The sequence below is a fragment of the Aeromonas sp. FDAARGOS 1414 genome (assembly GCF_019047065.1).
Taxonomy (GTDB): Bacteria; Pseudomonadota; Gammaproteobacteria; order Enterobacterales; family Aeromonadaceae; genus Aeromonas; species Aeromonas veronii_A.
In genome coordinates this window covers 1,458,208-1,483,577 of the sequence record NZ_CP077210.1, presented here as the reverse complement: position 1 = coordinate 1,483,577, position 25,370 = coordinate 1,458,208, and the positions used below count along the sequence as shown (strand labels likewise).

Below are 25,370 nucleotides of genomic sequence, written 5' to 3'. Positions count from 1 at the left end.
TGAATCATCCCGAAACTGCCCGTTTTGTGCCACCTGTGAGGAAGGAATCCGATGACAGTGCTGAACATCTATGAGCGCGACCTTGCCAAAACCGCCGCCAATTTTGAGGCCCTGACCCCCATCAGCTTTTTGGGGCGGGCGGAGCGGGTTTATCCTGACTATCCGGCGCTGATCCACGGCTCGCTGCGCCAGAGCTGGGGCGAGACCGCCTGCCGTTGCCGCCAGCTTGCCTCGGCCCTGCGGCTGCGCGGTATCGGGGAGGGGGATACCGTCTCCATCGTTGCGCCCAATATCCCTGCGATGTTTGAAGCACACTTCGGGGTGCCCATGAGCGGCGCCGTGCTCAACACCATCAATACCCGGCTCGATGCCGAGTCGATGGCTTTTATCTTCCAGCATGCCCAGAGCAAGGTGGTGCTGGTGGACAGGGAGTTTGGTGCCGTGGTGCGCAAGGCGCTGGATCTGCTGGAGAGCCAACCGCTGGTCATCGCCATCGACGATCCCCTCTACCGGGAGGGGGCGCTTGTCAGTGACCTCGACTATGAGACCTTTATTGCCACTGGTAACGGCGATGAACCCGGCTGGTTGCCGCAAGATGAGTGGCAGGCCATCTCCCTTAACTACACCTCCGGCACTACCGGCAATCCCAAGGGGGTGGTCTATCACCATCGCGGCGCCCACCTCAATGCCATCAATAATGTGCTCTCCTGGGAGCTACCCAAACACCCCGTCTATCTCTGGACATTGCCGATGTTTCACTGCAACGGCTGGTGCTTCCCCTGGACGCTGGCGGCCACCGCCGGGGTGAGTATCTGCCTGCGTCATGTGCAGGCCGCCGCTATTTATGAGGCGCTGCACGAGCACAAGGTGAGCCACTTCTGCGCGGCGCCCATCGTGCTCAATATGCTCAACAATGCCGATCCGGCGCTCAAGCGGGGGCTGGATCACCCCATCAAGGTGATGACCGCTGGCGCTGCGCCCCCCGCCACCGTGATCGCCGGTATGGAAGCGATGGGGATCGCCGTGACCCACGTCTATGGCCTCACCGAAACCTATGGCCCCTGCGTGTTGTGCGAGCCGCAAAGAAGCTGGCAAGGGCAGGATGCCACGGCGCTCTCCCGCCTCAAGGCACGGCAGGGTGTTGCGTCGCCCCTGCAGGGGGAGATGCGGGTTATCAATCCGGTCAGTGGCGAGTTGGTGGCCAAGGATGGCAAAACCATGGGGGAGATAGTGCTGCGGGGCAATGTGGTGATGAAGGGCTATCTGAAAAATCCGGCGGCCAGCGCCGAGGCGATGGCGGAGGGGTGGTTTCGCAGTGGCGATCTGGCGGTATGGCACCCAGATGGTTATGTGGAGATCAAGGACAGATCCAAGGACATCATCATCTCCGGCGGAGAGAATATCTCCAGTCTGGAGGTGGAAGATGTGCTCTATCGCCATCCCGATGTGGACGAAGCGGCGGTGATCGCCATGCCCGATGAGAAGTGGGGGGAGGTGCCCTGCGCCTTCGTGAAACTGAAAGAGGGGCGAGAGACTACCCAGGCGGAGCTGATCGCCTTTTGTCGTGAGCAGATGGCCCACTTCAAGGCCCCCAAACGCATCATCTTCACCCCGCTGCCGAAGACCTCGACCGGCAAGGTGCAAAAGTTTGTGCTGCGCAAACAGTTGGGGTAGCGGTCTGTTCGTAAGGAGCCAGCACAGCCATTCATAGGAGGGAGATACAAGGGGTCTGGAGAGCTGCTGGCCCTCCCGTTGTATGGCTAGGGAGCCTTGCACGCGACGCAGTTGCGGCCGCTCTGTTTGGCCTGATAGAGCATCTGATCTGCGCGGGCGTAGAGGCTCTCCATCAGCTCCCCTTCGCCATTTTCCACCAGTCCGGCGCTGATGGTGATGACCAGCTTATCCCCATCGGGCAGGGGCAGCGGGCTTTGCATCACCTGCAGGCGCAGCCGCTCGGCCAGGGATGCGGCGGCCGAGAGGGTGGTGTTGGGCAGCAAGATGGCAAACTCGTCACCGCCGATGCGGGCTAGCACATCTTCGCTGCGCAGCACCGATTGCATCACCCTGCCCAGATGCACCAGCGCGCTATCCCCAAGGGGATGACCGAAGCGATCGTTGATGCACTTGAACTGATCCACATCCAGCACCATCAGCACCGAGGTAAGGTGGTGGCGCATGTCCAGACTGAGGTTCTTCTCGCACAGTTCGAAAAAGAAACGGCGGTTGTAGAGACCGGTGAGGCCATCGCGCACCGACTGTTGGTGCAGCTGCTCCTTGAGCTGGTGCAGTTCGGTAATGTCGGAGGAGATCCCGATCAGGGTCGGGGTGCCATCCCCCAGCAGAAAGGGCACCTTGACCGACCAGTAGTAGTGCTGATTGCCTTCGGGATCGGTCAGCATCTCTTCCCCGGCTTGCAGCTCACCGGTTTCGAACACCCGGTTGTCCAGCTGCCACAGCTGGTTGGCTCCGTGTGGGGAGAACAGCTCATTATCGCTGCGGTTGATGATCTGTTCGGCGGGTAAACCGAGCAGGGCACACACCTTCTGATTGACGTAGAGAAAGCGGTGCTGGCTGTCCTTCATATAGATATGGGCATCCACGTTGGCCAGGATGATCTCCAGCAACTGATGCTGCTCGGCCATACGGGCCTCAATCAGCTTGTGTTCCGTGATATCGGTGGAGATGCCGCACAGACCGATCAGCGTGCCATCCCGGTCGTACATCGGCTTTTTCACGCTCCAGTAGACCCGTTTCTCTCCCGTGGGTTTGAGGTAGTTGATCTCCTCCCGGGCGATGGCGACCTGCTGCTCCAGCACCTGACGATCATTTCGTCTCAGATCTTCCGAGAAGTCGAGGTCAAAAAAGGCGCGATCATCCTTGCCTTGCAGTTCGGCCAGGGTACAACCAAAGAGATCCAGCACAGCCTGATTGGCATAGATATAACGGCCATCCAGATCCTTGGTAAAGAGGTAAGCCCCCATCTCGTTAAAGATGGATCTGAGGTGATCCAGCTCGTGCTGCAATCGGGTGGAGAAGGGTTCATCCTTCATGAAGTTGGCCATCCTTGGGTCGCTGTGATGGGTTGGCTGAACACGAGGCCAACGTGCATCAACTGCTTTAAATTAAGCACTCTTCACGGCATATTTCTCATTTATTTCCGCAGGTTCTGCGTTATGTCACATGGTTGTAACCTCTTAGCAAATCAAAGGAAATCAGTTGAGTCCATGGTTGTTGAGATAGCTTGCCACCATGTATCGACCCCGTATCATCGGCTCTCGACAGAGAAGTTGAACAACAGCTAAATAAACCTCCCCGAGTGGCAAAAAGGGTAACGAACAGGTCTTTAGTCAAACTATTTCCTCGGTGTCCCTGATATCATCTCCAGCAACGCAATATGGAGAGATACGAGATGGTAGTGGCACCGTTTAATTGGAATGACGCAGTTCAGTGGGACGGGCCGGGGGCCATTGCGGGTTGCGAAGAGATCTTGAGTGCCGATCGGCTGGAACGTGCCCGCTATGCCGAGTTTCTGACCAACTACCTCGCCGCCGAAGGCAAGCAGCGCAACTATATGCTCAACCTCAATGCCGAATGGGGGGCGGGTAAAACCTGGTTTATCAAGCGCTGGTATATGGAGCTGAAAGCGCATTATCCCACTGTCTATATCGACGCCTGGCAACAGGACTTTTCCGATGATCCTTTATTGACGGTTATTTCGTCGATTATCGACCAGTTAAAAATGATTGCGGGAAAAGAAAACCCGATTCCAGAAGGGATGCGTCAGCGGCTGCTTGGATTATTTAAGGTCGGCGGCAAACTGGCATTGAAAGCGGCAATTAAGAAGGCTGGATTGGAAGAAGATGATTTTTCTCTGGAAGGGGATGATGCCAATCAACTGGTCGATGCTTTATGCAGTAATCAGAAAGAGCGTTATGAATCTATCCAGTATCTTAAACAAGAGATAAGGCAATGGGTGGAAGGTGCTGTTGGATTAGGTAATGGAGAGCTTGATTATCCCGCTTTTATTTTGATTGATGAACTGGATCGCTGCCGCCCCTCCTATGCGGTAGAAATGCTGGAAACAATCAAACATATATTCGACATTCCCAAAGTTGTGTTTGTATTGGCAACGGATACCGAACAGTTGCAACATGCTATCAAGGTAATATATGGAGATGGGTTTGATGCGCAAAATTATTTAGGTCGATTATTTATACGCCGCTTTACGCTAAAAAACATATCTCGCCATGAATTTATTACATGTTTGCTAACTTGGGATGAATCGTTATCATTGTCTACTAGCATATGGCCTATCCTTACAAAGTCACATATATTAATAAATATAATATCATCGGTAAGTGACTACTTGTCGTTAAGCCTTAGGCAGACTGAGCAGCTTGTAGATAGAGTTATTGCCGTTATCAAAGGTTTATTAAAAGAAAATGTAAATATAGGAAGTATAAATTTAGTATTTTTGGTCTATCTTTTTGCATTGTATGAGCGTGATTATGATCTTTATCTACAGGTTTCTTCTTGTCGCATAGCTAGAGCTGGTGGTACAGATTCTATAGAGGCTCAACTAGGGAAAAGGAATGATGTTGCAATAACATTGGAAATAGTGCCAAGTAAGACACTTAATAAGCCAAGTAATGGTAGGTGGGCTGATGGTAATTACAACATGTCGTTAGTGTCATTGTTAAGTTCATCATATGAAATGATAAATGCAAGCAAGCAATACAAGCCGTATACTCTTGGTAAAGATCATATTTTGGCTAGAGCTATAAATTCAGATATAAGTAATAAGAAGCTTAGTCACTTTGAGGCGGCACTATTAGCTCGACCTGAGTTATCTCAACTTGAGAATCGTATAGAGGTTTATAAAAATATAGTTGAATTAGCTATACATCTTGAATGAGTAAAGCCGGGATAACCCGGCTTTATTATCAGTTTATTTATTATGCCGCTTATAAAGCCGCTGTACCACATCCTGTAACCCCAGCCCCTCGTTTTGCAGCAGCACGGTCAGGTGGTAGAGCAGATCGGCGGATTCGTTGATGAGCTCCTCCCGATCCTTGGCCATGGCGGCCAGCGCCACTTCTACACCCTCTTCGCCCACCTTCTGGGCGATGCGCTTGGTCCCTTTGCCGTAGAGGCTGGCGGTGTAGCTGGTGGCCGGATCGGCCCCTTTGCGGGCGGCCAGCACCTGTTCCAGCTCTGCCAGAAAACCGAGTGGTGGCACCGGGTGACCATGGAAGCAGGAGGTAGTGCCCTTGTGGCAGGTGGGGCCGACGGGGTTGGCGGCAATCAGCAGGGAGTCCTGATCGCAGTCGGTGCTGATGGCCACGAGTTGGAGCACATTGCCCGAGCTTTCACCCTTGGTCCAGAGCCGCTGTTTGCTGCGGCTAAAGAAGGTGACCTGACCGCTGCTCTGGGTCTTTTCCAGCGCTTCACGGGTCATAAAGCCCTGCATCAGCACCTCGCCGCTGGCGGCGTGCTGGACGATGGCGGGGATCATGCCATCACATTTTGCCCAATCGAGCTGCTCGGCAAGGGGGCGCGCGCTGGCGGTGGTTTGTGCATTATCAGAGAAGTTATTCACGGATGGCGACTCCTTCGGTTTTCAGCCAGCGTTTCAATTCGGGAATGGGGATAAGGCCCTTGTGGAACACAGAGGCGGCCAGCGCCCCGTCCACATCGGCGAGGGTGAAGGCATCGCGAAAGTGCGCCATGGCACCGGCGCCGCCGGAGGCAATCAGCGGCACCTTGCAGACGCTGCGCACCAGCTTGAGCTGGTCGAGGTCATAACCCTGACGCATGCCGTCCTGATTCATCACGTTCAGCACGATTTCGCCCGCGCCGCGTTTTTGCACCTCCTGCACCCAGTCGAGGGTGTGCCAGGCGGTGGTGCGGGTGCGACTCTCGTCACCGGTAAACTGTTTGACCTGATAGTGGCCAGTGTCGGCGTCGGAGTAGGAGTCAATGCCCACCACCACGCACTGCACGCCAAAGCGCTCGGCCAGTCGACTGATGAGGGTCGGGTCGGCCAGGGCCGGGGAGTTGATGGAGACCTTGTCGGCGCCAAATTCAAGGATCTGGCGGGCATCTTCCACGCTTTTGATGCCACCGGCGACGCAGAAGGGGATATCGATCACCTCCGCTACCCGGCTCACCCAGCTCTTGTCCACCACCCGGGCATCGCTGGAGGCGGTGATGTCATAGAACACCAGCTCGTCAGCGCCCTCTTCGGCGTAGCGGCGCGCCAGCTCGACAATGCTGCCCATCACCTCATGGTTGCGAAATTGCACCCCTTTGACCACCATGCCATCTTTCACGTCGAGGCAGGGGATAATGCGTCTTGCCAGCATCAGTTGCCTCCTGTGGTATCAGATGCGGGGGCTTGCCAGCAGGCGATGGCGTCACCCACCGAGAACTTGCCCTCCAGCAGGGCGCGGCCAAGGATGATCCCCTTGACGCCGGAGCCCTTGAGCGCCTCGATATCCGCGATGCCGCCAATGCCGCCGGAGGCCTGAAAGGCGACGCTCGGGTAGCGGGCGCAGAGATCCCTATAGAGCTCGACGTTGGTACCAGCCAGGGTGCCGTCACGGCTGATGTCGGTGCAGAGCACATGCTTGAGCCCGGCGGGGAGGAAGCGCTCGATCAGCGCTTCGATGGTCACCCCGCTGTTCTCCTGCCAGCCTGCCACCGCGATATGGCGATTGCCCTCCCCATCGATATTGACGTCCAGCGCCAGCACGATCTGCTCGGGGCCATATTTCTCCATCCAGCTTGCCACCCGATCCGGGGATTTGACGGCGGTGGAGCCAATCACCACCCGGCTGGCACCGGCGGCCAGCAGATCCGCTACATCCTGTTCGGTGCGCACGCCGCCACCGACCTGCACTGGCGCTTCGGTGGCCGACAGCAGTTGGGTCAGCAGGGGCAGCTGGCGCGCCTTGGTATCCTTTGCACCGTCCAGATCCACCAGATGGAGCTGCACCGCCCCCTGGGAGACATATTCATCGAAGCGGGCCTGCGGGCTGCTGCTGTATTCGGTCTTCTGGTCGTAGTCCCCCTGATAGAGGCGAACCACCTGACCGTTGATAAGGTCAATTGCGGGAATGATCATGCTAGTCACAGCTCCAGAAAGTTTTGCAGCAAACGGGCACCGGCTGCGCCTGAGCGCTCCGGGTGGAATTGGGCGCCGAAGAAGTTGCTGTGCTCTGCAACCCCACCGACGATGGCGGTAAACGGCTGGCCGTAGTCGCAGGTCGCCAGCGTCGCTTCGGTCACCTCCAGCGCATAGGAGTGCACGAAGTAGAAGTAGCTGCCGCTCGGGACCCCCTTGAGCAGAGGATGGGTCTCGTCATGCTCAATCTGGTTCCAGCCCATATGGGGTAGCCGCAGATTACCGACCTCCATCAGCCGGATCTTGCCCGGCACTATGCCAAGGCAGTCGATAAGCTGCTCTGACGAGTCATCCGTACCCATGCTCTCTTCGGAGGCCTCAGCCAGCATCTGCATACCGAGGCAAAAGCCCAGCAGCGGCTGCTTGGCGGCGCGAATAAGGGGCACCAGTCCGCGCTCGTTGAGGTTTTTCATGGCGGCCACCGCGGTGCCGACACCGGGCAGGATCAGCTTGTCCGCCTGCTCGATATCGGCTGCCAGGCTGGAGACCAGCGGCTGCACATCAAGGCGTTCGAACGCCATTCTGACCGAGGCCAGATTCGCGCAGCCGGTATCGATAATGACCAGCTTCTGCTTGCTCACATCCATCACAGCACTCCCTTGCTGGAGGGAAGCTCGCTCCCTTCCACCCGAATGGCCTGACGCAGGGCGCGGCCAAAGCCTTTGAACAGCGCCTCCACCTGATGGTGGGTGTTGCCGCTGCCCACCTTCATTTGCAGGGTGATGGCCATGGCGTCCGACAGCGAGCGGAAGAAGTGGGGCACCATCTCGGTGGCCATCTCGCCCACGTTGTCACGGCCAAAGCCGCTCGGGCAGTCAAACACGAAGTAGGGGCGACCGCTCAAGTCCAGCGCTGTGCTCACCTCCTGCTCGGTCAGCGGGCGCGCATCGATCACCGCTTGCACCTCATCCATCGCCAGCACAAAGCCGAAACGGCCGATACCGCGCTTGTTGCCAAGGGCTTGACGCATCGCCTGACCCAGCGCCAGCCCCACATCCTCTACCGTGTGGTGATCGTCGATATGCAGATCGCCGCTGACGTTCAGCTTGAGCTGGAAACCGGCGTGGGTGGCAATTTGATCCAGCATGTGATCAAAGAAGCCGATGCCGGTGGCGATCTGGTTGCCGCCGCTCTTGTCCAAATCCACCGCAACCTGAATGCAGGTCTCCTTGGTGTTGCGCTCCACCGAGGCAGTGCGGCCCTTGGACAACAGCTGATCACGGATGGCGAGCCAGTTGTGATCCTGCGGGTGGTAGCGAATACCGCCAATGCCCATATTCTCGGCGAGTTGCAGATCGGTCTGGCGATCGCCAATCACGAAGGAGTTGGCAAAGTCGATGCGACCGGAGGCGAGATACTCCTTCACCAGCCCGAGGTGGGGCTTGCGGCAGCTGCAGCCGTCGGTGGGGAAGTGGGGGCAGATCAGCACCTGCTCCCACTTCACCCCTTGCGATTCAAACAGGTGCATCATCAGGTCGTGGGGTGGCTGGAAGTTCTCCAGCGGCAGGCTGGCGGTGCCCAGCCCATCCTGATTGGTCACCATCACCAGCACGTAGCCTGCGGCCTGCAACTCGCGCAGCACCGGAATGACCATGGGCTCGAAGCGCAGTTTGGCGAGGCTATCTACCTGCTTGTCGGTCACCGGCTCTTCAATCAGGGTGCCGTCGCGGTCGATAAACAAAAACGGGGTCTTCATCGCTACATCCTTGTCTTACAAAGTGGGAGAGGGCAGATCACGCAATACCGCCAGCACGGCATCCATCTCGCCCTGATAGCCGACGGTGACGCGAATGCTGTTATCCAAGCCGGGTTTGGTCGAGAAATCCCGCAGTATGATGCCAGCGGCCTTCATGGCGGCAAAGACGGCGGCGCCATCAACAAAGCGCACCAGCACGAAGTTGCCCTTGTCCTCGAATACTTCATTCACGCAGGCAAGCGTTGCCAGCTCTGCCTTGAAGGCGGCTTTTTGCTTGTTGAGCTCTATCACTCGCTCCTGCATCAACTCCAGCCCCATGGGGGAGAGGGCCTGCGCCGCGATCTGGGCGATGGGCTCGGGGATGGGGTAGGGGGCGATCACCTTGGCCAGCATGGCGATCACCTCGGGGCTTGCCAGCGTAAAGCCGCAGCGGATCCCCGCCAGGGCAAAAGCCTTGGAGAGGGTGCGGGTCACCACCAGATTGGGGAAGCGGGCCAGCAGGTCCACTACGGACGCCTCGGGGCAGAACTCGATATAGGCCTCGTCCACCACCACGATGGCGCGATCCCGCGCCTTCTCCAGCAGGGCAATAAGTCCATCGCGACCCACCAGATCCCCGGTGGGGTTGTTGGGGGAGCAGAGAAACACCAGTTTCACGTCACTGAGGCGATCGGCGATGGCGGGCCAGTCCGGCTGGCGGCTGGCGGTCAGCGGCTGTTCGACGATGCCGACGCCACAGGTCTCGGCGCTGATGGCGTACATGCCGTAGGTGGGCGGACAGATGAGGATCTGATCTTCACCCGCTTCGCAGAAGGTGCGAATAAGCAGCTCGATGGCCTCGTCGGCGCCGCGGCTCACCAGCACCTGATCGGGATTGACCCCGGCGTAGGCGGCATAGCCGTTCACCACCTCGGCCGGTTGGCACTCGGGGTAGCGGTTGAGGCGGCTCCCCTCGATGGTGAAGGGATAGGCCTGCGGTGCCTCGTTGGCGTTGAGCCAGACGTGGCCCTTGCCGCCGATGCGGCGGGCCGATTGATAAGGGGTGAGGGCCCGCACCACGCGGCGCGCCAGATTGGCAATGCTCATGACAAATCCTTCTGCTGTGCTGTTGGTTGGGGCGCGGCGGCCAGGGCGTTCAATCTCAGCGTCACGGCATTTTTGTGGCCATCGAGCCCTTCGGCCTGGGCGATGCGCTCGACGATAGGGCCAAGGCCGCGAATACCTTCGGCGCTCAGCTCCTGCACCGTGTAGCGGCGCTGATAATCCGCAAGGCCAAGGCTGGAGCAGGTACGGGCATAGCCATAGGTAGGCAAGGTGTGATTGGTGCCGCTGGCGTAATCGCCGACTGATTCCGGTGTCCATGCTCCCAGGAAGATGGAACCGGCGTTCTCGAGTTTATCCAGCAGATCGCGCGGGGCGCGGGTCTGCACAATCAGGTGCTCCGGCGCGTACGCGTTGGAGATGGCACACGCCTCGGCCAGATCATCGCAGAGGATCACCAGACTGCTGCCGAGCGCCTGCGCGGCGATATCCCGGCGGCTCAACTTGGCCAGCTGGCTCTTGATTTCCCCTGCGATGGCATCGGCCAGCAGTGGCGAAGTGGTGACCAGCACCACCTGACTGTCGGGGCCATGCTCGGCCTGGGAGAGCAGATCCGCCGCCACGAAGGCGGGGTTGGCGCTCTCGTCGGCAATCACCAGCACCTCGGAGGGGCCGGCGGGCATGTCGATGGCGGCGCCGCGCCAGTCGCGGGATACCTGCCCCTTGGCTTCGGTCACATAGGCGTTGCCCGGGCCGAAGATCTTGTCCACCTTGGGAATGCTCTCGGTGCCGTAAGCCATGGCGGCGATGGCCTGGGCGCCGCCGATGGCGAACACCTTCTCGACGCCGCAGGCGCGGGCGGTAAACAGGATCTCGTCGCTGGCCGGAGACGGGGTGCAGAGCACCACTTCACGGCAACCTGCGATAGCAGCCGGAATGGCCAGCATCATCACGGTGGAGGGGAGCGGCGCGCTGCCACCCGGCACATAGAGGCCGACCCGGCTGATGGGCTGGGTACGCAGCTCGCACACCACCCCGGGCTGGGTTTCCACCCGTACCACAGGCTGCACTTGGGCGGCGTGGAAGGTGCGAATATTGGCAATCGCCGCTTCGATGGCGCTTTTGATGTCGTCATCCAGCCGCGCGCAGGCAGCTTCAATCTCATCTTCGCTGACGCGCAACCGCTCACGGGGGGCGCGCTCGAAGCGCAGGCTGAGCTCGCGCAGGGCCTCATCGCCACGGCTGCGTACCGCTGCGATGATCTCTTTGACCACGGCGCCGATATCGGCCTCGTCATTGAGGGCCGGTCGGGTCAGCACGTCGGCCTGCTGGGCAGGGGAGAGGGTCTTCCAGATCAGGGTCTGCATGATATCCCTTCCTTATTCCATCATTTTTTCGATGGGCAGCACCAGAATGGAGCTGGCACCGAGGGCCTTGAGCTGCTCCATGGTCTCCCAGAACAGGGTCTCGCTGGAGACGACGTGCAGCGCCACCTGATTGGTGTCACCGGCCAGCTGCATGATGGTGGGGCGCTCGGCACCCGGCAGCAGATCGGTGATGGCATCGAGCTTGTCTTTGGGGGCGTGCAGCATGATGTACTTGCTCTCGCGGGCCTGCTGCATCCCCTGAATGCGGGGCAGCAGTTTGTCGATGAGCTTCTGCTTGGCATCGGACAAGGGGTTGGGGGCCTGTACCAGTACCGCCTTGGAGCGGTAGATCACCTCCACCTCTTTGAGGCCATTGGCTTCCAGGGTCGCGCCGGTGGAGACCAGATCGCAGATGGCATCGGCGAGACCCGCGCGGGGTGCCACTTCCACCGAGCCGCCCAGCATCACGCTCTTGAAGCCGAGACCCTTGTCGTCAAAGAAGCGCTTGAGCAGCCCGGGATAGGAGGTCGCGATGCGTTTGCCGGCAAGACTCGCTGGCCCCGTGTAGTTCACATCTTCTGGCACCGCCAGCGAGAGGCGGCAGCCACCAAAGTCCAGCTGCTTGAGGGTTTTGACCTCGAAGGGTAGTCCCTGTGAAGCGCGAATAAGCTGCACCTCTTCCAGCACGTTCTCGCCGATGATGCCAAGGTCAACCACCCCTTCCATCACCAGACCCGGGATGTCGTCATCGCGCACCCGCAAGATATCGATGGGCATGTTCTCGACATGGGCGATAAGGCGCTGCTCGCGCAGGTTGATCTTGAGGCCGCAGCTCTTGAACAGGGCTTGGGAGTCCTGGCTCAGACGACCGGACTTTTGCATGGCGATACGCAGACGTTGTGTTTCCATTGCTCGATTTCCTTCTAGTCAAAAACGAAAAAACCCTCGGAAGTGGGTGCTTCCGAGGGTTTATGAATCTTGCGGTCCTTTTGGAAGTCACCAGTTAAGTGTCTTCCAGCAGTCAACCTCCTGAAAGACTAGTCGGGATGATGATGGTGATGAGTCTTCAGGGTGGTGAACTTCATGTAATCAATCCTTTACAAAATAAGATGTCGTAATTGACGCCTGATTTAAACTACCTGCCTTGACAGAAAATGCAACCCAAAATTGTGATTTGATCGATTAAAGTTGAGAAAACGGTTTTCTGGTCGATAACTAGACAATAACCCCCGCAGGAGTTTGTATCATGCCCAGCCAGGACCTGTTGTTCCCCATTTTGCCCCGGGCACCTGCCGCGCCCGGTAGCGAAGAGATCAAGCGGGAAGTGAACCAGATCAGCAAGAAACATCAACTGCGCAAGACCGGCACTGACAACAGTGACTCCCAGCAGCGCCAGCAGGCATATAACACGCCCGCCAAGCGTGATCAGCCAAAGGCGGAGGAGGGCGATCACAAGCCGGATCCCGATCACCAGATCGATCTGTTCGTCTAGGCGCAGAATCAGTCCCGCTTTTGCCACACTTTTGGCATAATGGCCGCTTTTGCTGCGGGACGCCCTTTTGACCATCCAGACCCTGTTCAAGCCAGATGGCCCTCTGGCCAGCCATATCGACGGTTTCAAAGCCCGCGCTCCCCAACTGGAGATGGCCGAAGCGGTCGCGCGCGCCATCAAAAGTGGTGGCCGTCTGCTAGTGGAGGCGGGGACAGGTACCGGCAAGACCTACGCCTATCTGGTGCCTGCGCTGGAGTCCGGCAAACGGATCGTGATCAGCACCGGCTCCAAGAACCTGCAGGAGCAGCTCTTTTACCGGGACCTCCCGACCATCACAGGCGCGCTCTCCTATACCCCGCCGGTGGCCCTGCTCAAGGGGCGCAGTAACTATCTCTGCATCGAGCGGATGAACCGGCTCTTGAGCGAATCCCACCTGCAAAAACCGGAAGTGCTCAATGATCTGGTGAAGGTGAAATCCTGGTCGACCGCCACCGACAATGGCGACGTGGGGGATATTCCGGGGCTGCAGGAGAACGCCGAGATCCTGGCTCATGTCACCAGCACCAATGAAAACTGCCTCGGTCGCGATTGCCCCTATTACGACGACTGCCATCTGGTGGTCGCCCGTCGCCGCGCCATGGATGCCCAGGTGGTGGTGATCAACCACCACCTCTTCTTCGCCGATATGGCGGTGAAAGACACCGGATTTGGCGAGTTGGTGCCGGAGGCGCAAGTCTATGTGTTTGACGAGGCACACCAGCTGCCGGAGATCGCCACCAACTACTTCGGCAAGTCGGTAGGCAGCCGCACCATTCAGGATTTGGCACAGGATATCCAGCTGGCCTATCGGGCCGAAGCCCACGACATGGCCCAGCTTGGCAAGGCGGCGGATCGGCTCGCTATCGCCAGTCAGGACTTGCGTCTCGCCTTCGGGGTGGATGGCGGTCGCGGTAATACCCGCGACATGCTGCGCCAGCCGCTTTGGGGGCAGGCTCTGGCTCGTCTCAACGATGCCATCGGGCTCTGCTACGAAGTGCTGAAACTGGCTCTCGGCCGTGGCGAGCAGCTGGATCACGCCTTCGAGCGAATCAGTGAACTGCGCACCCGCCTGGGTGAAGTGCTGGCGGTCAACCAGACCGGTTTCTCCTACTGGTACGACTGCTCACGGCTTCATTTCACCCTCAATCTGACGCCGCTGTCGGTGGCCGAGCGATTCAGTGCCGAGGTGCAAAGACCGGAAGTGGCCTGGGTCTTCACCTCCGCCACCCTGACGGTGGATATGCGTTTTGATCACTTCAAGGCCGAGCTGGGGCTGGCGGGCAGTGCTGAGCTTATTCTCGACAGCCCGTTCGACTATGGCGAGCAGGCGCGGCTCTGTGTGCCCCGTTATCTGCCGGAGCCCAACGCCTTTGGCCGCGGCGAGCAGCTGGCCAATTTGATGATCTCGCTGATCAACAAGACACCGGGCGGCTGCTTCTTCCTCTGCACCAGCCATCAGGTGATGCGTCAGGTGGCCGAGGTGCTGCGCCGGGAAATTGGTCGCACCGTCTTGCTGCAGGGGGAGGATAACAAGCAGCGGTTGCTCAAGGAGTTTGTCGAGAATGGCCGCGCCGTGCTGGTGGCGACCAGCAGTTTCTGGGAGGGGATCGACGTGAGAGGGGCGGCGTTGTCGTGTGTTATCATCGACAAACTGCCGTTTGCCAGCCCTGATGATCCGCTGCTCAAGGCGCGGGTGGATGATTGCAAACTCAAGGGGGGGGATCCCTTCGCCGAGCTGCAGTTGCCCAAGGCGGTGATTGCCCTCAAACAGGGGGTGGGACGGCTTATTCGTGATCGCAGTGATCACGGGGTGCTGGTGATCTGTGATCCACGAATGGTCAACAAACCTTACGGCGCCACCTTTATCAAGAGTCTGCCCGCCATCCCCCGTACCCGGGAGTTGGGAACGCTGGGGCGTTTTTTCGATCGCACTGAACGCGGTGAATAAGTGTGCCGCCAGCTAACAGATTTGAACAACGGGTGAGCGTATCTCGCTTGCCGGTTATGTAATTGACTGATTTTATAGAGATTGGAAAGCATGAACGAGTTGAAGATCCTGGCCGTTGATACCGCCACCGAAGCCTGCTCCGCCGCCTTGCTGGTGGGTGACAAGCTGTTCTCCCGCTGGGAGGAGGCGCCACGGGATCACACCCGAAAAATCCTGCCCATGGTTCAGGCTGTGTTAGAGGATGCCGGGATAAGTTTGAGTGACCTCGATGCCATTGCGTTCGGTCGCGGCCCGGGCTCCTTTACTGGCGTGCGGATCGGCATCAGTGTGGCGCAAGGTCTGGCGTTTGGTGCGGGTGTGCCGCTGATTGGCATCTCGACCTTGGCCGCTATGGCGCAAGGCGCCTATCGACTGGATGGCGCCGAGCAGGTGCTGACCGCCATCGATGCGCGGATGAACGAGGTATATTTCGGCCGCTATGAGCTCATTGATGGCCGCATGCAGCTGGTGGGGGACGAGGTGGTGAGTGAGCCCGCGGCGCTGGTTGATGCCCGTGGCAAGCTGACGGGCCCTGTGACCTGCGTCGGCACCGGTTTTGAAACCTATGGCGAGACCCTGAGTGGTCTGGCCGATGAGCTGGCGGTGAGCCAGGTGCGCTTCCCGGCGGCAGAGGACATGCTGCCGCTGGCCCGCGCCGCCTGGCTGGCGGGGGAGGCGGTGCCGGTGGAGCAGGCGACGCCGGTCTATTTGCGTGACAAGGTGACCTGGAAAAAACTGCCGGGTCGCGAATAAGGGCAGGAGCACTGACGTCATGTCGCTCTTGCCGATCATCAGCTGCAACACAAGCGGGTGGCCCGACGGGCCACGCTGGCAACAGGAGAGAGACATGATGCGTAATACCAGAAGCGACATGATGAAACGCGGGATGGTGGTCGGGGCGCTGGCTCTGCTGCTCGGGGCCTGCAGCTCGGTCCCCAAGGAGCTGGCCTATGAGCCCGAAAACCAGCTGGTGGCCTATCAACCCGCCCTTGGCGGAATGGAGGGCAAACCGGCCCGCTGGAGCGGCGTTATCTCGGCGGTGCACAACAAGGCGGATCAGAGCGTTATTGAAGTGGTCTATCTGCCGCTCAAGTCCAATGGTGTGCCGGAGCAGACCGAACAGAGCCCGGGCCGTTTTCTGGCCATCATGAAGGGTTTTGTCGATCCGACCCTCTACGCCAAGGGGCGCAGCCTGACAGTGCTTGGCACCATAGGCCAACCGGTGGATAGCCAGATTGGCGAGCACAAGTACCGCTTCTCGGTGCTCAATGTGACTGGCAGCAAGCTGTGGCCGCCAGTCAAGGAGGTGGAGGTGCGCTATATGGACCCCTACTTCTACGACCCCTTCTATGATCCCTTCTGGCCGAGACGGCCGCTGCGTCGTTAAGGCTTGCCATGATCAAGAGCATCAAAAGCACTCTGCACGAACGTCTGCTCACCTTGGCAGATGGTCGGCAGGTGGCCCTGCTTGAGAATCAACTCGCGGGTCAGGCTCAGCAGGGCAAACCCCTGCTGATTGCCCTGCACGGCTGGCTCGACAACAGTGCCAGCTTCTTGCCGCTGGCGCCGCATCTGGGGGATTTTCACCTCATCTGTGTCGATCTGCCGGGGCACGGTCACTCCGATCACAAAGCCACCCCCTATGTCTTTGTCGACTGGCTGGACGATCTCTACCAGATCGTGCAGGCGGCGGGCTGGTCGCGTTTCACTCTGCTCGGTCACTCCCTCGGGGCGCTGATCGCATCCGCCTATGCCGGGGTGTTTCCCGAACAGGTGGAGCGGTTGATCATGCTGGAGGGGCTGGGCCCGCTCAGTCAGCCCGATGAGGAGGTACCTGCCCAGCTGCGACGTGCGATTTTAAACCGTAGTCGCACCCGGGAGCGCAGTGCCAACGGCTTTGCCTCCATCGATGAGGCTGTCGCCGCCCGTTGCAAGGTGGCGGATATCACGCCGCAGGCGGCGCGTCTTATCTGTGAACGGCAGCTTGAAGAGCGGGCAGGGCGCTGGCACTGGCGCAGCGACCCCCGTTTGCGGGATCTGTCGCCCCTGAGAATGAGCGAAGGGCAAGCCCGAGCGCTGATGGCGGCTATCCGCTGTCCTGTGCTGTTGATTCAGGGGGAGCAGGGCTTTGCTGCGCTTGAAGCCCAATGGCAGGCCCGTCAGGATGCCTTCCAGCAGATCGAGCGGGTCATATTGGGTGGAAACCACCATTTTCATATGGAAAATTCGGTTGATACGGCCGTTTGTATCGTAAAGTTTTGTCAAGTTCGGTAGAATCGCCAGCTTTCAATAATTCCAGGTTTGTTTTCTCCCTCACATTTTTCTGTTGTTAATTTGCTGTTAATTGATGTTGCGCTGTGTAAATATGTGCGGCATTAGAGCATCAGCTTAAAACAACCGATTAAAATGGATGTGAACCGGGACGGAGGCAACACAGTGAGCGCACAGGTGCTAGTTATGCAGGAGAAGTTTGTGGAAAGAGTCTGGCTGAAACGTTATCCGGAAGGGGTCCCCGCCGAGATCAATCCAGACCAATACAGCTCCCTGGTCGAGATGTTCGAATCCTCGGTGACCCAGTTTGCCGATCAGCCCGCCTTCGTCAACATGGGCCAAACCATCACCTACCGCCGGCTGGAAGAGCAGTCCCGCGCCTTTGCTGCCTACCTGCAAAACGAGCTGAAGCTGGAGAAAGGGGATCGGGTTGCGGTGATGATGCCTAACCTGCTGCAATACCCCATCGCCGTGTTCGGCATCCTGCGCGCCGGCATGATCGTGGTCAACGTCAACCCGCTCTATACCCCGCGCGAGCTGGAGCATCAGCTCAAAGATTCCGGTGCCAAAGCCATCGTCATCGTCTCCAACTTCGCCCATACCCTGGAAAAAGTAGTCTACGACACCCCGATCAAGCACGTTATCCTGACCCGGATGGGTGACAACCTGGGGCTGGCCAAGGGCACCCTGGTCAACTTCGTGGTCAAGTACGTCAAGAAGCTGGTGCCGAAATACAATCTGCCCCACGCCACCACCATGCGTCAGGCCCTCTCCAAGGGGCGTTTCCTGCAGTACATCAAGCCGGAGATCACCAACGACGATCTCGCCTTCCTGCAGTACACCGGTGGCACCACCGGCCTCTCCAAAGGGGCCATGCTGACCCATCGCAACATGATTGCCAACGTCGAGCAATGCCTCGGCGTCTACGGCCCCATGCTGGAGCGCGGCAAGGAGTTCGTGGTCACCGCGCTGCCGCTCTATCACGTCTTCGCCCTGACCGTGAACTGCCTGCTCTTTATGCGCATCGGTGGTTACAACCTGCTGATCAGCAACCCGCGCGACATCCCAGGCTTTGTCAAAGAGATCAAGAAGTACCCCTTCACCTGTATTACCGGGGTCAACACCCTGTTCAATGCGCTGGTCAACAACGAAGAGTTTCAGGGGATCGCCTTTGACAAGCTCAAGCTCACCATCGGCGGCGGCATGGCAGTGCAGCGCGCGGTTGCGGAGAAGTGGAAGACACTGACCGATACCCCGCTGCTGGAAGGCTATGGCCTGACCGAGTGTTCGCCACTGGTGAGCGTCTGCCCCTACGATCTGACTGATTACAACGGTTCCATCGGTCTGCCGGTCTGCTCTACCGAGATCCGGCTGGTGGATGACAACGGTCAGGTGATCCACGCCCTCGGCACCCCAGGCGAGATGCAGGTGCGCGGCCCGCAGGTGATGGTGGGCTACTGGCAGCGTCCCGAGGCGACCGCCGAAGTGATGCAGGATGGCTGGCTCTGTACCGGTGATATCGCGGTGTGCGACGAGCAGGGCTTCTTCAAGATCGTTGACCGCAAGAAGGACATGATCCTGGTCTCCGGTTTCAACGTCTATCCGAACGAGATCGAAGATGTCGTTGCCCTGCACCCGAAAGTGCTGGAAGTGGCCGCTGTCGGTGTGCCACACAAGGTCTCCGGCGAGTTGGTGAAGATCTTTGTGGTCAAGAAAGATGCAAAATTGCAGGAGGACGAGATTATTGCCCACTGCCGCAAACATCTGACTGCCTATAAGGTGCCGAAACTGGTAGAATTTCGTGACGAACTTCCCAAGACCAATGTGGGCAAGATCCTGCGGCGCGTACTGCGCGACGAGGAGATTGCCAAGCAATAACCGGACTGCGGCTGCAGAAGCCTCTGCAAACCAGCACCGTCGTTATGCAAAACCGTGGGTCATCCCACGGTTTTTTCTTTTTGGCCCTGATCAACCGCGCAGGCACAGATGCACTATCAACTTATCACTCAGCAAGCCGAACTTGAGCAGTATCTCGCTTCTCTGGCCGACGTTCCCCTGGCTATCGATACTGAATTCGTTCGCACCCGTACCTACTACCCCCAGCTTGGCCTGTTCCAGATCTATGACGGCGAGCATCTGGCGCTGCTGGATCCGCTGACGCTGGATCTCTCCGCCCTCTGGCAACGACTGGGCAAGGAAGGGCAGATCGCCATCCTGCACGCCTCTGGCGAAGATCTGGAGCTTATCCAGCATCAGGCGGGCCACCTGCCCAACCAGATGCACGACACCCAGCTGGCTACCGCCTTTCTCGGTTACGGCGTCTCGGTTGGCTTTGGTGCGCTGGTGAACGAATTCCTCGGGGTCGAGCTGGAAAAAGATCAGGCGCGTACCGACTGGCTGGCCCGCCCGCTTACGCCACGTCAGCTCGAATACGCGGCGGCGGATGTGTTCTACCTGATGCCGCTCTACGAGAAGGTGATGGCCAAACTGCGGGAAAGCGGTAAGTTTGCCTGGTTCGAGCAGGAGTGTCAGAACCACTCCGCCCGCAAGACCCAGGGTAGCGATCCCCGTCAGGCATATCTTGACATCGTCAACGCCTGGCAACTGGGTCGCCGCGAGCTCGCCATTCTGCGCGAGCTGGCCGCCTGGCGCCAGCAAGAGGCGGTGCGCCGCGATCTGGCCCTCAACTTTGTGGTCAAAGAGCTGCACCTGTTCAAGGTGGCAGAGCGTCGTCCTGCCTCCCTGAGGGATCTCAACGAGCTCGGCCTCTCGCCCATCGAGATCAAGATCCACGGCAAGCGGATGCTCGATATCGTCGCCAAGGCGCAGCAGAGCGATCCTGACAGCTGGCCCGAGCCCATTCGTCGACTGGTGGACTTCCCCCAGTACAAGGCCGAGCTCAAGTGCATCAAGGCCATGGTGGAAGAGAAGGCCAAGGCGAGCAATATTCCGCCCGAGCTGATTGCCAGCAAGAAGATCATTCACCAGTATTTCACCTGGAGCTGGCGGATGAACGATGAAGAGCGGGCCCGCAGCGACAAGCCGATGCTGCTGCAAGGGTGGCGTCATGAGCTGGTAGGTCACCTGCTGGCACAATAAGCCACCAGACGGTTGCACCTATAAATCAATCCTCACCCTCGGGTGGGGATTTTTATTGGGCGAAAGAGACAAATGGGCATGCTGAAATGTGGAACGCAGGTGGGACGTGGCAGGTCGGATGGCAGGAATCGAGAATGAAAAAGAGAGCAGAGAAGAAAAGGCAGCGGCTAATACCGCTGCCTTTTTTGATCACCAGATAGGCTGGGTCAGGTAGGGGTTGCTCGCCTTCTCGCGGCCGAAAGTGGAGCTGGGGCCGTGGCCCGGGATAAAGACGATCTCGTCACCCAGCGGCAGCAGGGTCTCGGTGATCGACTTTATCAGCGTCCCGTGATCGCCACGGGGGAAGTCGGTGCGGCCGATGCTTCCGGCAAAGAGCACGTCGCCAACCCAGGCGAGCTGCTCGGCTTGGGAGAGCAGCACGATATGGCCCGGGGTGTGGCCGGGGCAGAAGTAGACATCCAGCTCGCACTGGCCAAGCTGCACCTTGTCACCCTGCTCAAGCCAGCGATCCGGCGTGAAGGCGGGGGTATGGGCGAAGCCGAACATCTGGCTCTGCTCGGGCAGCATGTCGAGCCAGAAGGCGTCCTCCTTGTGGGGGCCGGTAATGGCTACGCCGGTTTTTTCCCGCAGCTCGGCGGCAGCGCCCACATGATCCAGATGACCGTGGGTCAGCAGGATGTGGGTCAGGGTCAGGCCGCGTTTGGCGATGGCGGCCAGCAGTTTGTCCGCTTCGCCGCCCGGATCGATCAGGGCCGCCTGATGAGTCTCGTCACACCAGATGAGGGAGCAGTTCTGGGCGAACTGGGTGACCGGGATCACCTCGAATTTCAACATAGAGTTCCTCTCTTGGGATGGGTCAGCCGCGCAGCGCGCTGGCATGCTGCTCGGCGAAATAGTCGAGGCAGGCCTGCTTGTCACCGCGAAACACGATGCGCTCCTGCTTGTTGCCAAGCTGATAGAGATACATGGGGTCGTAGTAGCGGGTTAGCAGCAACGTGATCCAGGCCAGATGCAGCGCGGTATCGCCGCTCTTTTCCTGCTCGGTGAGGGCGGTCTGCATCAGGGCATCCAGCTCGCGGTGGGCCTGATCGCCAAGACGGCGCTTGAGGCGGGCCAGCGCATCGGTGAGGTAGGCGGCAAACAGCGGCCAGCCGGCTTCCTGGCCATACATGGCTTGATAGCGCAGCCAGAGATCGTGCACGTAATCTTCACGGATCTGCTCGGCCCGATCGATCTGCGGAACATCCACCACCACCAGCGGTGCCTGACTCATGGCTTCATGGAGGGAGAGAGGCAGGCAGCAACGGCCAATCAGGCGGCTCTCATCCTCGACCACGAAGGTCTGCTCGCCGCGATGGCGGCGTTTAAGCAGCTCGATGGCGAGGTTGTTTTCAAAGTTGATGTTGCTGGGCTGGCCGCCGGGCAGTTGACCGAAGGAGGAGCCCCTGTGATGGGCGTGTCCTTCCAGATCGAGCGCCTGAGCTACGTGGTCCAACATATGGGTCTTGCCGGAGCCGGTCATGCCGGTCAGCACAGTCCAGCGACACTCGGCAGAGGCCTTGTCCTGGGTGTCGATCAGGAAACGGCGCAGCTCCTTGTAGCCTCCGGCGACGCGGGGGCGAGTCACCCCCGCATCAGCCAGCCACTGTTGTACGGTTTGCGAGCGCAGGCCGCCGCGAAAGCAGTAGAGCACGGCATCGGGCTGCTGGCGCAACTGCGCCAGCCAGCCTTCGAGTCGTTCGGCACGTACTGCTCCCCCCACCAGCTTGTGTCCAAGCTCAATGGCGGCGGCCTGACCCTGCTTCTTGAAGCAGGTCCCCACCTGGGCGCGCTCATCGTCTGTCATCAAGGGCAGATTGGTCGAGCAGGGGAAGGCCCCCTCCTTGAACTCGATGGGGGCGCGCACATCAATCAACGGCACATCGTCCAAAAAGAGTTCGGCGTAGTCCGTGGCCAGTGGCAATTCACTCATTGGACAATCTCGATAAAGCGGGAGCCCTCAAGGGGCTTGATCTGGCCGATGGGCGAGAGCGCAAGGCCAGCTTCGTGCGCGATGGCGAGCAGCTCGGCTTCGCTCTCTTTACCCACTGCGACCAGCAGGCCGCCACTGGTTTGCGGATCGCACATGATGTTACGGGTGCGATCGTCCATGGCATCGAGCTTGTGGCCGTAGGAGTCGTGGTTGCGCAGGGTCCCGCCCGGTACGCAGCCCTCGGCGAGGTAGTAATCCACCTCATCCAGCAGCGGCAGTGCCTTGAAGTCGAGGCGGGCGCTGACATTGGATCCTTCGCACATCTCCAGCAGATGGCCCGCCAGACCAAAACCGGTCACGTCGGTCATGGCGTGGACACCCGGCAGCTCGGCAAAGCGTTGACCGATCTTGTTGAGGGTGCACATGGCGTTGGGGGCCAGTTGCTCGTGTTCCGGCTTCAGCTTGCCCTTCTTCTGGGCGGTGGTGAGGATACCGATACCAAGAGGCTTGGTCAGATAGAGGGTGTCACCCACCTTGGCAGTGTCGTTCTGCTTGATGGCGTCCAGGGGCACGATACCGGTGACCGCGAGGCCGAAGATGGGCTCGGGGGCATCGATGCTGTGGCCACCGGCTAGCGAAATGCCCGCTTCGTGGCATACCTGACGGCCGCCGTCGATCACCTGCTGGGCCACTTCCGGCGCCAGGGTATTGATGGGCCAGCCGAGGATGGCGATGGCAACGATAGGCTTGCCGCCCATGGCGTAGATATCGCTGATGGCGTTGGTGGCGGCGATGCGGCCAAAGGTGAAGGGGTCATCGACGATGGGCATGAAGAAGTCGGTGGTGGAGACAATGCCCTGACCGTTGCCGATATCGACCACGGCCGCGTCATCCTTGCTGCTGTTGCCAACGATCAGGGTCGGGTCGTTGAAGCCCGGGATCTGGCTCTTGAGTATGGTGTCGAGTACCTTGGGAGAGATTTTGCAGCCGCAGCCAGCGCCGTGGCTGTATTGGGTCAGACGAATGGAAGACATACTTACCCCTTTTATTTGCAAACAGAGCAGAGGCTCTGTGGAGCCGTCTTGGTCAATGGGCGGCCTTGTAGAGAGAAGGACAAGAAGCCGCAAATATGGGTGGCCTCGGTGCCAACAGGGGCAGCGATGACTGGCAGTTATGAAGGACCGCCAGGCCGGACGGGGAAGAAAAGGGCGACAAGGTGCGCCAGCGCAGCCCCGCCAAGGGCCACAGGACGGGGCATTATGCCACATTTGCCCCTTGGGGTTCGAACAGGAATTCACATAAACAGCAGGGAATTGCCCTCACTTCCCTGTCATCTGTCTGGATCCGGCGCTGGCTGATTGATTGCAGTACAGATGCAGCAAAAAGAACGCCAAAGAGACCAAAAGCACGCAACCGCCGATCTACAACAGGAGAGCTTAGTGACCACCACATTTTTGGTTAACCACCCCATCACCACGGCGCAGTTTGCGGCGTTGTTGGCGCAGACCTCGCTGGGGGCGAGACGGCCGCTGGACCATCCGGCCATCCTGCAGGGCATGCTGGATAACGCCAATTTGCTGATCACCGCCTGGCAGGGCGAGACCCTGGTCGGTGTGGCCCGCTCGGTGACCGATTTTCATTTTTGCTGCTACCTCTCGGATCTGGCGGTGGCCGAGTCGGTGCAGGGGCAGGGGATTGGCAAAGCCCTTATTCGCGAGACGTTTTTGCAATTGCAGCCGGGCTGCAAGCTGATCCTGCTGGCCGCACCGCAGGCAGTGGCGTACTACCCCAAGCTCGGATTTAGCCAGCACCCGAGCGCCTGGGTGATGAGCAGTCTGGATGAACTGGTACTGGATGAGTTGGCATAAAACCGTCAACTCATCCAGGCAGGGCGAGATTAACTTATCCGGCCCGCTCCAGCGTCGGTTGCCGTGACTTGCCCCAGCGGCGCAGGCGCCGTTGTAGTGGTCGCTCCAGCAGGTTGTAGCTCAACGCCGAGAGCCCGATCAGCACCGCCAGCATCAGCAAGGTTGCCACTACCCCCAGCAGCGGGTTGGTCTGGCCATACCACCACTCGGTGATCCCCGGCGCCAGATAGTGGATGAGCTCGCAGCCGGTGAGTAGCACCAGCGCATGGAGCAGGTAGATGGAGTAGGAGAGATCCCCCAGCCAGTTGGTGAAGCGGTTATCCAGGAGGCGCAGCAGCGGGCTTTGGCGATTGCCCTGGCAGGCGGCAATCCAGATCAGCAGCACGTAGGAGGCGATCAGCAGCAGTGTCAGCTGCGGCGTCATGGTGAACTGCATCAGCGCAAAGGGCAGCACAAAGGCGACCAGCAGCGGCAGATCTCGCTTCATCATGGGGAAGTTTTCCGCGGCCTTGACCCTCGGCAGCAGCCACAGGCCGAGCACAAATTCGCTCACTCCGCGCCCCACCGCCAGCACGCCGCTGGTGACATCCAGGGTGCCGCGACTGTGCACGATAAAGGCCAGCACCGTCAGCGCCAGCAGGGGGGCGAGATGGCTCCAGCGACTGCGGGTGACCGCCAGCGGAATCAGCAGCGGGAACAGCAGGTAGCTGATCCACTCCACGCTGAGCGACCAGGCGGCGAAGTTCCAGGTCAATCCGTGATCGGTCACCACCTGCAGCAGCAGGAAGGCGCTCGGCAGCGCCTCGGCCGGGGTGAAGGGGGAGCCGAAGGGGGGCATCCCTTCCCACTCCCACATCTTGAACAAGGGGCCGGCGTAGAAGCCCACCCCGTGCTGCGCCTTGTAAAGCTCCCAGCCGACCAGCAGTAGCAGGGTGACGAGGTAGAGGGGATAGACGCGGGTCAGCCGCAGCCAGAGAAAACGGCCATAGCTCACGGTGCGGGGTGTGCGGGTGAAGGCCTCCCCATAGACATGGGCCAGCACCACGCCGCTCAAAATAAAGAACAGGTCGACCCAGAGGTAGCCATTCTCGATGAGTTGGGTGTGGCCTGCTATCGACTCCATCCACTGGGGAAAGAGCAATAATCGGGCATGGAACAGCACCACCATCAGGGCAGCGATGCCCCGCAGCGGCGTTAACAGCGGCAATGATTGATTCATAACGGGATCCCTTGTGATGTTCAGCTTGGCCTGACATCGATCTTTGTTGTTGTACCGCCCATCAATCCTGACGGGACGGTTGCCCCGGCTTGGCTGCCGCAGGCGGGATCACACTACGGAAAAGAGAGTCATA

The 25,370-nt window shown here is 59.3% G+C and carries 23 protein-coding genes and 1 other annotated feature; of the genes, 10 read left to right on the top strand and 13 right to left on the bottom strand.

What is annotated here, in order from left to right; translation table 11 throughout:
* Positions 1 to 51: 51 nt before the first annotated feature.
* A complete protein-coding gene (locus tag I6L44_RS06605; protein ID WP_216953620.1) occupies positions 52 to 1,674 on the top strand; it encodes an acyl-CoA synthetase in 1,623 nt (540 codons plus the stop codon).
* An 86-nt stretch (positions 1,675 to 1,760) separates the two neighbouring features.
* Here the strand turns inward: I6L44_RS06605 and I6L44_RS06600 are convergent, their stop codons facing one another.
* Complete coding sequence (locus I6L44_RS06600; RefSeq protein WP_216953619.1) at positions 1,761 to 3,050, bottom strand: sensor domain-containing diguanylate cyclase; 1,290 nt, start codon at positions 3,048 to 3,050, stop codon at positions 1,761 to 1,763.
* 359 nt (positions 3,051 to 3,409) lie between these two features.
* Here I6L44_RS06600 and I6L44_RS06595 point away from each other — a divergent pair, with 359 nt between their 5' ends.
* Positions 3,410 to 4,915 carry a P-loop NTPase fold protein gene (locus I6L44_RS06595; protein ID WP_216953618.1) on the top strand — a complete coding sequence of 502 codons (1,506 nt, stop codon included), beginning with the start codon at positions 3,410 to 3,412 and terminating at the stop codon, positions 4,913 to 4,915.
* 33 nt (positions 4,916 to 4,948) lie between these two features.
* Here I6L44_RS06595 and hisIE read toward each other — a convergent pair whose 3' ends face one another.
* The 8 genes from hisIE to hisG are packed head-to-tail and all read right to left on the bottom strand — an operon-like array spanning position 4,949 to position 12,199.
* The gene (gene hisIE / locus I6L44_RS06590) at positions 4,949 to 5,599 is read right to left on the bottom strand and encodes a bifunctional phosphoribosyl-AMP cyclohydrolase/phosphoribosyl-ATP diphosphatase HisIE (protein WP_216953617.1); all 651 of its coding nucleotides are present in this window, start codon (positions 5,597 to 5,599) and stop codon (positions 4,949 to 4,951) included.
* Complete coding sequence (gene hisF / locus I6L44_RS06585) at positions 5,592 to 6,365, bottom strand: imidazole glycerol phosphate synthase subunit HisF (protein ID WP_216953616.1); 774 nt, start codon at positions 6,363 to 6,365, stop codon at positions 5,592 to 5,594. Before hisF ends, hisIE begins: the two co-directional genes overlap by 8 nt.
* Positions 6,365 to 7,126, bottom strand: coding sequence for a 1-(5-phosphoribosyl)-5-[(5-phosphoribosylamino)methylideneamino]imidazole-4-carboxamide isomerase (gene hisA / locus I6L44_RS06580; protein WP_216953615.1), 762 nt, complete (start codon positions 7,124 to 7,126; stop codon positions 6,365 to 6,367). The genes hisF and hisA overlap by 1 nt, the downstream gene beginning before the upstream one ends.
* A 5-nt stretch (positions 7,127 to 7,131) precedes the next feature.
* The gene (hisH, locus tag I6L44_RS06575; protein WP_216953614.1) at positions 7,132 to 7,773 is read right to left on the bottom strand and encodes an imidazole glycerol phosphate synthase subunit HisH; all 642 of its coding nucleotides are present in this window, start codon (positions 7,771 to 7,773) and stop codon (positions 7,132 to 7,134) included.
* Positions 7,773 to 8,882 (bottom strand): bifunctional histidinol-phosphatase/imidazoleglycerol-phosphate dehydratase HisB, encoded by a 1,110-nt coding sequence (hisB, locus tag I6L44_RS06570; RefSeq protein WP_216953613.1) that lies wholly within the window; start codon positions 8,880 to 8,882, stop codon positions 7,773 to 7,775. Before hisB ends, hisH begins: the two co-directional genes overlap by 1 nt.
* 15 nt (positions 8,883 to 8,897) lie before the next feature.
* Positions 8,898 to 9,968 (bottom strand): histidinol-phosphate transaminase, encoded by a 1,071-nt coding sequence (gene hisC, locus I6L44_RS06565; protein ID WP_216953612.1) that lies wholly within the window; start codon positions 9,966 to 9,968, stop codon positions 8,898 to 8,900.
* A complete protein-coding gene (gene hisD, locus I6L44_RS06560; RefSeq protein ID WP_216953611.1) occupies positions 9,965 to 11,290 on the bottom strand; it encodes a histidinol dehydrogenase in 1,326 nt (441 codons plus the stop codon). Before hisD ends, hisC begins: the two co-directional genes overlap by 4 nt.
* 12 nt (positions 11,291 to 11,302) lie before the next feature.
* Entirely contained in the window at positions 11,303 to 12,199 is an 897-nt protein-coding gene (hisG, locus tag I6L44_RS06555) for an ATP phosphoribosyltransferase (RefSeq protein WP_151285979.1), read from the bottom strand.
* A 28-nt stretch (positions 12,200 to 12,227) separates the two neighbouring features.
* Positions 12,228 to 12,352: a sequence feature (His leader region), on the bottom strand.
* Between the two features lie 184 nt (positions 12,353 to 12,536).
* Here hisG and I6L44_RS06550 point away from each other — a divergent pair.
* From I6L44_RS06550 to rnd, 7 genes are all read left to right on the top strand, one after another.
* On the top strand, positions 12,537 to 12,782 hold the full coding sequence (locus I6L44_RS06550; protein ID WP_216953610.1) for a hypothetical protein: 246 nt from the start codon (positions 12,537 to 12,539) through the stop codon (positions 12,780 to 12,782).
* Between the two features lie 67 nt (positions 12,783 to 12,849).
* Complete coding sequence (locus I6L44_RS06545; protein ID WP_216953609.1) at positions 12,850 to 14,769, top strand: ATP-dependent DNA helicase; 1,920 nt, start codon at positions 12,850 to 12,852, stop codon at positions 14,767 to 14,769.
* Positions 14,770 to 14,859: 90 nt separating this feature from the next.
* On the top strand, positions 14,860 to 15,561 hold the full coding sequence (gene tsaB, locus I6L44_RS06540) for a tRNA (adenosine(37)-N6)-threonylcarbamoyltransferase complex dimerization subunit type 1 TsaB (protein WP_202003965.1): 702 nt from the start codon (positions 14,860 to 14,862) through the stop codon (positions 15,559 to 15,561).
* A gap of 118 nt (positions 15,562 to 15,679) precedes the next feature.
* Positions 15,680 to 16,195 carry a Slp family lipoprotein gene (locus I6L44_RS06535; RefSeq protein ID WP_076491763.1) on the top strand — a complete coding sequence of 172 codons (516 nt, stop codon included), beginning with the start codon at positions 15,680 to 15,682 and terminating at the stop codon, positions 16,193 to 16,195.
* Between the two features lie 8 nt (positions 16,196 to 16,203).
* Positions 16,204 to 17,082, top strand: a complete 879-nt coding sequence (locus I6L44_RS06530; RefSeq protein ID WP_064336012.1) for an alpha/beta fold hydrolase — start codon at positions 16,204 to 16,206, stop codon at positions 17,080 to 17,082.
* 198 nt (positions 17,083 to 17,280) lie between these two features.
* Positions 17,281 to 18,957 (top strand): long-chain-fatty-acid--CoA ligase FadD, encoded by a 1,677-nt coding sequence (fadD, locus tag I6L44_RS06525; RefSeq protein WP_302054526.1) that lies wholly within the window; start codon positions 17,281 to 17,283, stop codon positions 18,955 to 18,957.
* A gap of 108 nt (positions 18,958 to 19,065) precedes the next feature.
* Positions 19,066 to 20,178, top strand: coding sequence for a ribonuclease D (gene rnd / locus I6L44_RS06520; RefSeq protein ID WP_216953607.1), 1,113 nt, complete (start codon positions 19,066 to 19,068; stop codon positions 20,176 to 20,178).
* Between the two features lie 189 nt (positions 20,179 to 20,367).
* On the opposite strand, the gene I6L44_RS06515 is transcribed toward rnd, so the two are convergent.
* The 3 genes from I6L44_RS06515 to selD are packed head-to-tail and all read right to left on the bottom strand — an operon-like array spanning position 20,368 to position 23,184.
* On the bottom strand, positions 20,368 to 21,012 hold the full coding sequence (locus I6L44_RS06515) for an MBL fold metallo-hydrolase (RefSeq protein ID WP_216953606.1): 645 nt from the start codon (positions 21,010 to 21,012) through the stop codon (positions 20,368 to 20,370).
* Positions 21,013 to 21,034: 22 nt separating this feature from the next.
* Positions 21,035 to 22,150 carry a tRNA 2-selenouridine(34) synthase MnmH gene (gene mnmH, locus I6L44_RS06510; protein WP_167556447.1) on the bottom strand — a complete coding sequence of 372 codons (1,116 nt, stop codon included), beginning with the start codon at positions 22,148 to 22,150 and terminating at the stop codon, positions 21,035 to 21,037.
* On the bottom strand, positions 22,147 to 23,184 hold the full coding sequence (selD, locus tag I6L44_RS06505; RefSeq protein ID WP_128815504.1) for a selenide, water dikinase SelD: 1,038 nt from the start codon (positions 23,182 to 23,184) through the stop codon (positions 22,147 to 22,149). Before selD ends, mnmH begins: the two co-directional genes overlap by 4 nt.
* 405 nt (positions 23,185 to 23,589) lie before the next feature.
* Here selD and I6L44_RS06500 point away from each other — a divergent pair, with 405 nt between their 5' ends.
* Positions 23,590 to 24,018, top strand: a complete 429-nt coding sequence (locus tag I6L44_RS06500; protein ID WP_047440108.1) for a GNAT family N-acetyltransferase — start codon at positions 23,590 to 23,592, stop codon at positions 24,016 to 24,018.
* Positions 24,019 to 24,052: 34 nt separating this feature from the next.
* Here the strand turns inward: I6L44_RS06500 and I6L44_RS06495 are convergent, their stop codons facing one another.
* Positions 24,053 to 25,237 (bottom strand): acyltransferase, encoded by a 1,185-nt coding sequence (locus I6L44_RS06495; RefSeq protein ID WP_216953605.1) that lies wholly within the window; start codon positions 25,235 to 25,237, stop codon positions 24,053 to 24,055.
* Between the last annotated feature and the right edge of the window lie 133 nt (positions 25,238 to 25,370).